9 protein-coding genes and 1 pseudogene are annotated in these 11,430 nt (G+C 67.2%); 9 read left to right on the top strand and 1 reads right to left on the bottom strand.

Annotated features, from left to right (window positions below):
- From A5702_RS25735 to A5702_RS14245, 9 genes and pseudogenes are all read left to right on the top strand, one after another.
- Positions 1 to 79, top strand: a pseudogene (locus A5702_RS25735) (type VII secretion protein EsxI); the annotation flags it as partial.
- Between the two features lie 214 nt (positions 80 to 293).
- On the top strand, positions 294 to 1,067 hold the full coding sequence (locus tag A5702_RS14280) for a response regulator transcription factor (RefSeq protein WP_067816183.1): 774 nt from the start codon (positions 294 to 296) through the stop codon (positions 1,065 to 1,067).
- Positions 1,064 to 2,590, top strand: a complete 1,527-nt coding sequence (locus A5702_RS14275; RefSeq protein ID WP_068221498.1) for a cell wall metabolism sensor histidine kinase WalK — start codon at positions 1,064 to 1,066, stop codon at positions 2,588 to 2,590. The genes A5702_RS14280 and A5702_RS14275 overlap by 4 nt, the downstream gene beginning before the upstream one ends.
- Positions 2,591 to 2,875: 285 nt before the next feature.
- On the top strand, positions 2,876 to 2,965 hold the full coding sequence (gene kdpF, locus A5702_RS26365; RefSeq protein WP_055403110.1) for a K(+)-transporting ATPase subunit F: 90 nt from the start codon (positions 2,876 to 2,878) through the stop codon (positions 2,963 to 2,965).
- Positions 2,965 to 4,635, top strand: coding sequence for a potassium-transporting ATPase subunit KdpA (kdpA, locus tag A5702_RS14265; protein ID WP_067816176.1), 1,671 nt, complete (start codon positions 2,965 to 2,967; stop codon positions 4,633 to 4,635). Before kdpF ends, kdpA begins: the two co-directional genes overlap by 1 nt.
- Entirely contained in the window at positions 4,635 to 6,785 is a 2,151-nt protein-coding gene (kdpB, locus tag A5702_RS14260; protein ID WP_055403106.1) for a potassium-transporting ATPase subunit KdpB, read from the top strand. The genes kdpA and kdpB overlap by 1 nt, the downstream gene beginning before the upstream one ends.
- 1 nt (position 6,786) lies before the next feature.
- Positions 6,787 to 7,662: a potassium-transporting ATPase subunit C gene (locus A5702_RS14255; RefSeq protein ID WP_068221496.1), complete on the top strand. Its 876-nt coding sequence runs from the start codon at positions 6,787 to 6,789 to the stop codon at positions 7,660 to 7,662.
- 12 nt (positions 7,663 to 7,674) lie between these two features.
- Positions 7,675 to 10,242 (top strand): sensor histidine kinase KdpD, encoded by a 2,568-nt coding sequence (locus tag A5702_RS14250; RefSeq protein WP_068221494.1) that lies wholly within the window; start codon positions 7,675 to 7,677, stop codon positions 10,240 to 10,242.
- A complete protein-coding gene (locus A5702_RS14245) occupies positions 10,239 to 10,919 on the top strand; it encodes a response regulator (RefSeq protein WP_068221492.1) in 681 nt (226 codons plus the stop codon). The genes A5702_RS14250 and A5702_RS14245 overlap by 4 nt, the downstream gene beginning before the upstream one ends.
- A gap of 107 nt (positions 10,920 to 11,026) precedes the next feature.
- On the opposite strand, the gene A5702_RS14240 is transcribed toward A5702_RS14245, so the two are convergent.
- On the bottom strand, positions 11,027 to 11,314 hold the full coding sequence (locus A5702_RS14240) for a hypothetical protein (RefSeq protein WP_055403098.1): 288 nt from the start codon (positions 11,312 to 11,314) through the stop codon (positions 11,027 to 11,029).
- Between the last annotated feature and the right edge of the window lie 116 nt (positions 11,315 to 11,430).

Genomic DNA, 11,430 nt, shown 5'->3' with positions numbered 1-11,430 from the left:
CGCCCACGGGCAGAAGGTGCAGAGCGCCGGCAGCAACATGGCCAGCACCGACAGCGCCGTTGGGTCCAGCTGGGCCTGATCCGCGTCCTCACTCGAAGGGCCCGCACACCGTGGTGTGCGGGCCCTTTGCCGTTGAACCAATAGCTCTGCCCCGCAATATCTTTGGGTCGGCCGGTCGGCTTATTCGACCGGTAAGCGAGCGTCCCCGCTGCGACCCCGCCCGACCCCTCAACATTTGAGAACCCTATGAAGTCCGTGACAGTCACATGTGCGGCTTGCCAGAATGTAGGGACATGACCGCAATGTCGGGATACGCGGGGGGTCAGCGCCCCCGCCAGGCCATCCTTGGGCAGCTGCCCCGGATCTACCGCGCCGACGGCTCACCGATCAGGGTTCTGCTGGTCGATGACGAGCCGGCGCTGACCAACCTGGTGAAGATGGCGCTGCACTACGAGGGCTGGGTCGTCGACATCGCCCACAACGGGCGCGAGGCCATGGCCAAGTTCGAGAAGACCAGCCCCGACGTCCTCGTGCTCGACATCATGCTTCCCGACGTCGACGGGTTGCGGATTCTGGAGCGCGTCCGCCAATCCGATCCGTACACCCCGACGCTCTTCCTGACCGCGCGGGACTCGGTCATGGACCGGGTCACCGGCCTGACCGCGGGCGCGGACGACTACATGACCAAGCCGTTCAGCCTCGAAGAGCTCGTCGCCCGGCTGCGCGGGTTGTTGCGCCGTTCCGGTCAGCAGACCCCGCCGGCCGCGGAAACCCTCAACGTCGGCGACTTGCGCCTCGACACCGCCAGCCGCGACGTCACCCGCGACGGCACCCAGATATCGCTTTCCTCAACCGAGTTCGAGCTGCTGCGCTTTTTGATGCGCAATCCCCGGCGCGCGCTTAGCCGCAGCGAGATCCTCGACCGCGTCTGGAACTACGACTTCGCCGGGCGCACCAGCATCGTGGATCTCTACATCTCCTATCTGAGAAAGAAGATCGATTCCGGCCGGAAACCGATGATTCACACCGTTCGCGGTGTTGGGTACATGTTGCGGCCACCGGAATGACCCGGCGCCGGGACGCCTTGTCCGGCGACCTTCCGGGGTGGCTACCCCGTTCGCTACGCCGCCAGTTGTTGTTGGGCGTCCTGGCCGTGGTCAGCGTGGTGCTGATGACGGTGGGAATCGTCTCCGTGCTGAGCCTGCGCGGTTACGTCACGTCGATGAGCGACGCCGACGTTGCCGGTTCGTTGGACGCGTTGGGCCACTCCTACACCAAATACCGTGACAGTCCAAGCAATCCGGGTGAGGGCGCCAAGCCACTGGACCAGGCGATGCTGCAGTTCACCGATCAAACGCCGGGAAACCTGATCGTGGTGCTGCACAACGGCACCGTCATCGGCTCGGCGGTCTTCTCCGAAGCCGAGGCGCGACCGGCGCCCGCCGACGTCGTGCGCGCCATCGAAGCGCAGTCGTGGACCGACGGGCCGCCACGGACCGAAAACCTGGGCAGCCTGGGATTCTACCGGCTCGACAGCCACGCCGACGGGCCCGAAGTGCTGGTTGCCGGGGTGTCGCTGAACCTCGCCGACCAGATCATCGCGCGCAAGCAGCTCACCACCACCCTGCTCATCGCGGCGGCCCTGGCGGTCACCGCGGGGCTCACCGTTTGGGTCGTCGGCTACACGCTTCGCCCGTTGCGCCGGCTGGCCGCCACCGCGGCCGAAGTCGCGGCCATGCCGCTCGCCGACGACGACCACCGGATCAGCGTCCGGGTGCGGCCCCGCGACACCAACCAGCAGAACGAGGTCGGCATCGTCGGCCACACCCTGAACCGGTTGCTGGACAACGTCGATAGCGCGCTGGCTCAGCGCGCCGAATCCGACCTGCGAATGCGGCAATTCATCACCGACGCCAGCCACGAGCTGCGGACGCCGCTGGCCGCGATTCAGGGATACGCCGAACTCACCCGGCAGGACAGCTCCGCGCTGCCGCCGACCACCGAGTACGCGCTGGCCCGCATCGAGTCCGAAGCGCGGCGGATGACGCTGCTGGTCGACGAGCTGTTGTTGCTGTCCCGCCTGGGCGAAGGGCAGGACCTGCAGAGCGAGGACGTCGACCTCGCCGAGCTCGTCGTCAACGCCGTCAACGACGCGGCGGTCGCCGCGCCGACGCATCATTGGGTGAAAGACCTGCCCGACGAACCGGTGTGGGTCCGCGGGGATCACGCGCGGCTGCACCAGCTGGTGAGCAACCTGCTCAACAACGCCCGGGTGCACAACCCGCCCGGGGTCACGGTCACGACCGGGATCACCTGCCACCGCGACGGGCCCGACGCGCCGTGCGTCGAACTGACCGTCACCGACGACGGACCGGGCATCGACCCCGAGCTTCTCCCCCGCTTGTTCGAACGGTTCGCCCGGGCGGACAACTCGAGACTCAACGGCACCGGCACCGGGCTCGGCCTGGCGATCGTCAGTTCCATCGTGAAGGCCCACCACGGCTCCGTCACCGCCGAATCCACCGAGGGCAGAACGGTTTTCCGGGTCCGGATCCCGATGATCGACGGCCCGGGCGCCGACGCCGGATAGCCGCGCGGTGCGCGTGCCGGCGGGTGTTAAGAAACCGTAAAGGTGAACCGCGACGCCGTTAGGGAAGTGTCAACCAAAGGCCCTAGCCCAGGGGCGCCAGCTAATTTCAAGCTGATATCGCCTCGAGAGACGGCGCCGTGGCGGCCTCGACGAGGCCCTTTCGTATGCGCGTGGTTGCGCTGGACGGAGACAAGGTGGGCTCGGAATGGGCGTAGTGGCGTTCGTCGTGTTGACGGTTGTCGTGTTCGCCGCACTGGGCTGGGTGCAGAAGTTGGTCGAGCGGCTGTGAGCTACGAAAACATCGTCGGCCTGGTACTTTCCGTCATGCTCGCGCTGTTTCTCGCGTGCGCTCTGCTGTTCCCGGAGCGGTTCTGATGGGCGCGACGACGGCGGGTCTGCTCTTTCTCGGCCTCCTCGTCGTGGCGCTGGTGGCGGTGCATGTGCCGTTGGGCGACTACATGTATCGGGTCTACACGTCGCCAAAGGATGGCCCCGTCGAGCGGGCCATCTATCGGCTGATCGGGGTCGACGCGCGCTCGGAACAGAGCTGGGGCGCCTACGCGCGCAGCGTGTTGGCGTTCTCCTCGGTCAGCATCCTGTTCCTGTTCTTCTTCCAGCTCCTGCAGGGCAAGTTGCCATTGCATCTGCACGATCCCGCCACCCAGATGACCCCCGGGCTGGCCTGGAACACCGCGATCAGCTTCGTCACCAACACCAACTGGCAGGCCTACTCCGGTGAGTCCACCCAGGGCCATCTCGTCCAGATGGCGGGGCTGGCCGTGCAGAACTTCGTCTCGGCGGCCGTCGGCATGGCCGTGGCGATCGCGCTGGTGCGCGGCTTCGCCCGCACGCGCACGGGCGACCTGGGGAACTTCTGGGTCGATTTGGTGCGCGGAACACTGCGCATCCTTCTGCCGATCGCGATCCTGGGCGCCATCGTGCTGATCGCGGGCGGGGTTATCCAGAACTTCCACCTGAACGACCAGGTCGTCACCACCCTCAACGGGGCGCACCAGACGATCACCGGCGGCCCCGTCGCCAGCCAGGAAGTCATCAAGGAGCTGGGCACCAACGGCGGCGGGTTCTACAACGCGAACTCCGCGCACCCGTTCGAGAACCCGACCCGGTGGACCAACTGGTTGGAGATCTTCCTGTTGCTGGTGATCAGCTTCTCGCTGCCCCGCACGTTCGGGCGCATGGTGGGCAACACCAAGCAGGGTTACGCGATCGCGTCGGTGATGGCTTCGCTGTACGCGATCAGCGTGACCTTCATGATGTGGTTCCAACTGCAGCACCACGGCACGGTGCCCACCGCGGTCGGGTCGGCGATGGAGGGGGTCGAGCAGCGATTCGGCGTCGCCAACTCCGCGGTGTTCGCCGACTCGACGACGCTCACCTCCACCGGCGCAGTCGACTCGTTCCACGACTCCTACACCAGTCTCGGCGGCATGATGGCCCTGTTCAACATGCAGCTCGGCGAGGTCGCGCCGGGCGGCACCGGCTCGGGTCTGTACGGCATGCTGATCCTGGCGGTGATCACCGTGTTCGTCGCGGGGCTCATGGTCGGGCGCACCCCGGAGTATCTCGGCAAGAAGATCACCCCACGCGAAATCAAGCTCGCCGCAAGCTATTTCCTGGTGACGCCGTTGATCGTGCTGACCGGCACCGCGATCGCGATGGCGCTGCCGGGTGAACGCGCCGGCATGCTCAACGGCGGCCCGCACGGGCTGTCGGAGGTGCTGTACGCGTTCACCTCCGCGGCCAACAACAACGGGTCGGCATTCGCCGGAATCAGCGTCAACACCAACTGGTACAACACCGCCCTCGGGTTGGCCATGGTGTTCGGCAGGTTCCTGCCGATCGTCTTGGTGCTCGCCCTGGCGGGCTCGCTGGCCAAGCAGGGCCAGACGCCGGAATCGGTGGGCACGCTGCCCACGCACCGGCCCCAATTCGTGGGAATGGTCGCGGGCGTGACCCTGATTCTCGTCGCGCTCACCTTCCTGCCCATGCTGGCGCTCGGACCTCTCGCCGAAGGAATCCACTGATGGCCGCGACCACCGTCGACCCGACCGAGCAGGCGCAACCCGCCGGCTCGGCGAATACCAAACGGGTGCAAGGGGGTTTGCTCGATCCGAAGATGCTCTGGCGCTCGACGCCGGACGCGCTGCGCAAACTCGACCCCCGCTCGCTGTGGCGCAACCCGGTGATGTTCATCGTGGAGATCGGCGCCACCTGGAGCACCGTGCTCGCCATCATCGATCCGACCTGGTTCGCCTGGTTGACCGTGATATGGCTATGGCTCACCGTCCTTTTCGCCAACCTCGCCGAGGCGGTGGCGGAAGGGCGCGGCAAGGCCCAGGCCGAAACCCTGCGCCGGGCAAAGAGTCACACGATGGCGCGACGGCTCAAGGACTGGGCGCCCGGCAGCCCCGGCGTCGAGGAGGAGGTCGCCGCGCCGCTGCTGCAGCAGGGCGACATCGTCGTCGTCGAGGCCGGACAGGTGATACCCGGTGACGGCGACGTCGTCGAAGGCATTGCCTCCGTGGACGAATCGGCCATCACCGGAGAGTCGGCGCCCGTGATCCGCGAGTCCGGCGGCGACCGCTCCGCGGTCACCGGCGGCACCACCGTGCTGAGCGACCGGATCGTCGTGCAGGTCACCCAGCGGCCCGGGGAGAGCTTCATCGACCGGATGATCGCACTCGTCGAGGGCGCCAACCGGCAGAAGACCCCCAACGAGATCGCGCTCAACATCCTGCTGGCCGCGCTGACGATCATCTTCGTCTTCGCCGTCGCCACCCTGCAGCCGTTGGCGATCTATTCGAAGATGAACAACCCGGGCGTCCCGGATACCCAGGCGCTCAACGCAAACGGTGTCACCGGGATCGTGATGGTGTCGCTGCTGGTGTGCCTGATCCCGACGACGATCGGTGCGCTGCTGTCGGCCATCGGCATCGCCGGCATGGATCGGCTGGTGCAGCGCAACGTGCTGGCCATGTCCGGACGCGCGGTCGAGGCCGCAGGCGACGTCAACACGCTGCTGCTGGACAAGACGGGCACGATCACCCTGGGCAACCGGCAGGCCGCCGCCTTCGTTCCGCTCGACGGCGTCACCAACGAGCAGCTGGCCGACGCGGCGCAGCTGTCCAGCCTCGCCGACGAAACCCCGGAGGGGCGCTCGATCGTCGTATACGCCAAGCAGCACTTCGGTCTTCGCGCCCGCACGCCCGGCGAACTCTCGCAAGCCCAATGGGTGAGCTTCTCGGCCACCACCCGGATGTCCGGTGTGGACCTCGACGGCCATCAGCTGCGCAAGGGTGCGGCCAGCTCCGTCGCCGAATGGGTGCGCGAGCAAGGCGGCAAGGTGCCACAACAGCTCGGCGAGGTCGTCGACGGCATCTCCGCCGGCGGCGGCACCCCGCTGGTGGTCGGGGAAAGCCGCGGCGGCGACGCCTCGGTGCTGGGCGTCATCCACCTCAAGGACGTCGTCAAGCAGGGCATGCGGGACCGATTCGACGAGATGCGCAAGATGGGCATCCGCACGGTGATGATCACCGGCGATAACCCGTTGACCGCCAGGGCGATTGCCGATGAGGCCGGCGTCGACGACTTCCTCGCCGAGGCCACACCAGAAGACAAACTCGCACTGATCAAGCGCGAGCAGGAGGGCGGCAAGTTGGTTGCGATGACCGGCGACGGCACCAATGACGCGCCGGCGCTGGCTCAGGCCGACGTGGGCGTGGCCATGAACACCGGCACCTCGGCCGCCAAAGAGGCGGGCAACATGGTCGACCTCGACTCCGACCCCACCAAGCTCATCGAGATCGTCGAGATCGGCAAGCAGCTGCTCATCACCCGCGGCGCGCTGACCACCTTCTCGATCGCCAACGACATCGCGAAGTATTTCGCGATCATCCCGGCGATGTTCGTCGCCCTGTTCCCCGGGCTGGACACGCTGAACATCATGCGGCTGCACAGCCCGCAGTCGGCGATCCTGTCGGCGGTGATCTTCAACGCGGCCGTGATCGTCGCGCTGATCCCGTTGTCGCTACGAGGGGTGCGCTACACGCCGAGCAGCGCGTCAAAGCTGTTGAGCCGCAACCTCTACATCTATGGCCTCGGCGGCATCGTCGCCCCGTTCGTCGGAATCAAGTTGATCGACCTGATCATCCAATTCGTCCCGGGGATGTCCTGACATGAGCTTCTCGAACTTCTTCCGCATGCACTGGGCGGCGTTTCGCGCGCTGCTGGTGCTCACCGTGATCACCGGCGTCGCCTACCCGCTGCTGGTCTGGCTGGTCGCGCAGGTTCCGGGACTGCACGACAAGGCCGACGGGTCGATTCTGACCGCGAACGGCAAGGGAATCGGCAGCCGGCTGATCGGGCAGTTGTTCACCGACTCCAGCGGCAACCCGCTGCCCCAGTACTTCCAGAGCCGCCCCTCGGCGGCCGGTTCCGGTTACGACCCGCTGTCGTCGGGCGCGAGCAACCTCGGGCCGGAAAGCATTGTCGATACGGCGGGCAAGCCGAGCCTGCTCACGCAGGTGTGCACGCGCAGTGTCGCGGTGGGGCGGCTGGAAGGCGTGGACGGGTCGCGACCGTTTTGCACGGGCGGCGGCGTGGGCGCGGTGCTGTCGGTGATCGGGCCCCGCGACTCCCGCGGAAACGTCGTCCACCCCACCCGGGTGGTCAGCGTGAACGAACCGTGCCAGACGACGCCGGCGCCGTTCTTGAGCCTCTACCAGGGGGCGCGGGTCGAGTGCGCCAAGGATGGCGAGGACTATTCGACAGGGCAGATCGTGCCGATCCGCGGCGCCGCGCCGGCCAATCCGGCCGTGCCCGCCGACGCCGTCACCACCAGCGGCAGCGGGCTGGACCCGAACATCTCGCCGGCCTACGCCGACCTCCAAGTGGCGAGGGTGGCCAAGGCCCGCCATGTCGGCGTCGAGGAGATCCGGGAGGTGTTGGCGCAGAATCGAAGCGGCCGCACGCTCGGTTTCTTCGGTGAACCGTGCGTCAACGTGTTGCAACTCAACCTGCAACTCGATCACAAATATCCGGTCTCGAGCTAGCGCGATAGGGGGATGATGGTTGACGTGAGTGCCGTTGACCACCGCCCCAAGCGCGGCGAGCTGCGGATTTACCTCGGCGCAGCACCCGGGGTTGGCAAGACGTACGCGATGCTCGGCGAGGCACATCGTCGCCTGGAGCGCGGCACGGACTTGGTGGCCGGCGTGATCGAGACCCACGGCAGGGCGAAAACCGCTGAGCTGCTTGAGGGCATCGAGTTCGTCCCGCCGCGCTTCATCGAATACCGCGGCAGCACCTTCGCCGAACTTGACGTGCCGGCCGTGCTCGCCCGCAAACCGCAGGTGGTCCTCGTCGACGAGCTCGCCCACACCAACACGCCGGGCAGCAAGAACGCCAAGCGCTGGCAGGACGTCGAGGAACTGCTCGACGCGGGAATCACCGTGATTTCCACCGTCAACGTCCAGCACCTGGAAAGCCTCAACGACGTCGTCGCTGCGATCACCGGCATCGAGCAGAAAGAGACCATCCCGGATTCCATCGTCCGGCAGGCGTCGCAGGTCGAGCTCATCGACATCACTCCGGAGGCGTTGCGCCGCAGGCTGTCCCACGGAAACGTGTACGCGCCCGAGCGCATCGACGCCGCGCTGAGCAACTACTTCCGCCGCGGAAACCTCACCGCGCTAAGGGAACTGGCGCTACTCTGGCTCGCCGACCAGGTCGACACCGCGCTGGCCAAATACCGCGCCGAGAACAAGATCACCGAGATATGGGAGGCCCGCGAGCGGGTGGTGGTGGCCGTCACCGGGGGACCGGAGTCCGAGACGCTGGTACGGCGGGCATCCCGGATCGCGTCGAAGTCCAGCGCCGAGCTGATGGTGGTGCACGTCATACGCGGCGACGGATTGGCCGGACTGTCGGAGACACGGATGGCCAAGATCCGCGAACTGGCCAGCAGCCTGGACGCCTCGCTGCACACCGTGGTCGGCGACGACGTGCCCACGGCCCTACTCGATTTCGCCCGCGAGATGAACGCCACGCAGCTGGTGATCGGCACCTCGCGGCGATCGCGATGGGCGCGGGTCTTCGAGGAGGGCATCGGCGCGCGGATCGTCGAGCTGTCCGGCAAGATCGACGTGCACCTGGTCACGCACGAGGAATCCAAACGCGGCTTTCGCGCGGCGTCGCTGGCGGCCGGCGAGCGGCGGGTGGCGTCGTGGCTGGCGGCCTTCATCGTGCCGTCGGCCATCTGCGCGGTGATCGTCACGGCGCTTGACCCGTATCTGGGCACCAGCGGCGACAGCGCCCTGTTCTTCGTCGGCGTGCTGCTGGTCGGACTGCTGGGAGGCGTTGCGCCGGCGGTGGTTTCGGCGGTGCTGTCCAGCCTGCTGCTGAATTATTTCCTGACCGCGCCCCGGCACACCTTCACCATCGCCGAACCCGATGCGGCCGTCACCGAACTCGTACTGCTGCTGATCGCCGTCGCGGTCGCCGTCCTGGTCGACGGCGCGGCCAAGCGCACCCGCGAGGCCCGGCGCGCATCGCAGGAGGCCGAGCTGTTGACCCTGTTCGCGGGCTCGGTGCTGCGCGGGGCCGATCTCGAGACATTGCTGGAGCGGGTGCGCGAGACCTACTCCCAGCGCGCGGTCAGCATGCTGCGCGAACCCAGCGAGGAGGCGCGCGCCGACGGCAAGAAGGGCGACGTCGTCGCCTGCGTCGGCCGGGACCCTTGTGTCACCGTCGATTCCGCCGACACCGCGATCGAGGTCGGCGACGACGAGTTCTGGATGCTGCTGGCCGGCAGGAAGCTTTCGGCCCGGGATCGGCGGGTGCTGGGCGCGGTGGCCAAGCAGGCCGCGGGCCTGGTCCGGCAGCGCGAGCTGGCCGAGGAAGCCAGCCGGGCCGAGGCGATCGTGCGCGCCGACGAGCTGCGGCGCTCCCTGCTGTCGGCGGTCAGCCACGACCTGCGGACGCCGCTCGCGGCGGCCAAGGTCGCGGTGTCCAGCCTGCGCGCCGAGGACGTCGCGTTCTCCCCCGCGGACACCGCCGAACTGCTGGCGACCATCGAGGAATCGATCGATCAGCTGACCGCGCTGGTGGGAAACCTGCTCGATTCGTCGCGCCTGGCCGCCGGCGTGGTGCGCCCGGACCTGCGCCGGGTGTATCTCGAGGAAACGGTGCAACGCGCGCTGATCAGTATCGGCAAGGGCGCCACCGGTTTCTATCGGTCCGCCATCGACCGGGTGAAGGTGGACGTCGGCGACGCCGTGGTGCTGGCCGATGCCGGTCTCCTGGAACGGGTCCTTGCCAACCTGATCGACAACGCGCTGCGGTACGCGCCCAACTGTGTGGTAAGGGTCAACGCGGGGCGGGTGGGTGACCGGGTGCTGATCAACGTCATCGACGAGGGGCCCGGCATCCCGCACGGGACCGAGGAGCAGATCTTCGAGGCGTTCCAGCGCCTCGGTGATCACGACAACACCACGGGGGTGGGGCTGGGCATGTCGGTAGCGCGCGGCTTCGTCGAAGCCATGGGCGGCACCATCGCGGCCGGGGACACCCCGGGCGGCGGGCTCACTGTGATGGTGGAATTGGCGGCGCCGGAACCGATTGGTGCGCAATGACGCGCGTGTTGGTGATCGACGACGAGCCGCAGATTTTGCGTGCGCTGCGCATCAATCTGTCGGTGCGGGGTTACGAGGTGATCACCGCGTCGACCGGTGCCGGCGCGCTGCGCGCCGCCGCCGAGCACAAGCCCGACGTGGTGATTCTCGACCTGGGTTTGCCCGACATCTCCGGCATCGATGTGCTGGCCGGCCTGCGGGGCTGGCTCACCGCCCCGGTGATCGTGCTTTCGGCGCGCACGGATTCGTCGGACAAGGTCGAGGCCCTTGACGCGGGGGCGGACGACTACGTCACGAAACCCTTTGGCATGGACGAGTTTCTGGCACGGCTGCGGGCGGCGATCCGCCGCAACACCGCGGCATCCGAGCTGGAGCAGCCGGTGGTCGAGACGGACGCCTTCACCGTCGATCTGGCCGCCAAGAAGGTCATCAAGAACGGCGCCGAAGTCCACCTCACCCCCACCGAGTGGGGAATGCTCGAGGTGCTGGTGCGCAACCGGGGAAAGCTGGTGGGGCGCGAGGAGCTGCTCAAAGAGGTGTGGGGACCGGCCTATGCCACCGAAACACATTATCTGCGAGTATATTTGGCCCAGCTGCGGCGCAAGCTTGAGGATGATCCGTCACAGCCCAAGCACTTGCTGACCGAGTCGGGCATGGGGTACCGCTTCGAGGCGTGAGTTCGTGCGGTGTCGGGGCCGCGACTTTCGGGCTCGCGGCGCTGGCGGGCCGTGGTCACATCCGTCACTTGCGCCTCCGCCCCGGAGGATGCGACTGTTTGCCCGCCTCACAGCGACAATTTTGCCGCCTCCCGCAGAGCCAGCACGCGCTGGTGGATACGGTATTCGGTGGACCGCGGGATGGGCCCGGGCCCGTACTGTCCCCAACCGACGCGACGGACGCGGTCTCGGGCGATCTCCCAACGCAAGGCGTCCGAGATGACTTTTGATGCCCTGCCGTTGACCTGAAATCCCTGCCGGGTAAGGGCTTCGATCATTTCGCCGATCGTCGCTCGACCATTGTGGGCGAGATACGTGGTCAGCACGTAACGCAGTTCGATTCCTTGCAGCTTCATCGCCGTACCTTCGCACGCCGGTCTGACACCTCCCCGAAAGTCGCTATGAGGCGGGTAAACAGTCGAGTCCTCCGGCCAGGGGCGCAAGTGGCTCCTGTGACTCACCCCGCGATCGA

Origin of the sequence: Mycobacterium sp. E3339 (genome assembly GCF_001666915.1) — a bacterium.
GTDB lineage: Bacteria > Actinomycetota > Actinomycetes > Mycobacteriales > Mycobacteriaceae > Mycobacterium.
The sequence above is the reverse complement of the archived record's forward strand: the minus strand, read 5'-3'. Positions and strand labels throughout refer to the sequence as shown.

Bases quoted from the DNA above. Each gene is read 5' to 3' on its own strand.
- A5702_RS14280 (WP_067816183.1), top strand. From the start codon at position 294: ATGACCGCAATGTCGGGATACGCGGGGGGTCAGCGCCCCCGCCAGGCC.
- kdpB (WP_055403106.1), top strand. From the start codon at position 4,635: ATGGCCGCGACCACCGTCGACCCGACCGAGCAGGCGCAACCCGCCGGC.
- kdpA (WP_067816176.1), top strand. From the start codon at position 2,965: ATGGGCGCGACGACGGCGGGTCTGCTCTTTCTCGGCCTCCTCGTCGTG.
- A5702_RS14250 (WP_068221494.1), top strand. From the start codon at position 7,675: ATGATGGTTGACGTGAGTGCCGTTGACCACCGCCCCAAGCGCGGCGAG.
- A5702_RS14255 (WP_068221496.1), top strand. From the start codon at position 6,787: ATGAGCTTCTCGAACTTCTTCCGCATGCACTGGGCGGCGTTTCGCGCG.
- A5702_RS14275 (WP_068221498.1), top strand. From the start codon at position 1,064: ATGACCCGGCGCCGGGACGCCTTGTCCGGCGACCTTCCGGGGTGGCTA.
- A5702_RS14240 (WP_055403098.1), bottom strand. From the start codon at position 11,314: ATGAAGCTGCAAGGAATCGAACTGCGTTACGTGCTGACCACGTATCTC.
- A5702_RS14245 (WP_068221492.1), top strand. From the start codon at position 10,239: ATGACGCGCGTGTTGGTGATCGACGACGAGCCGCAGATTTTGCGTGCG.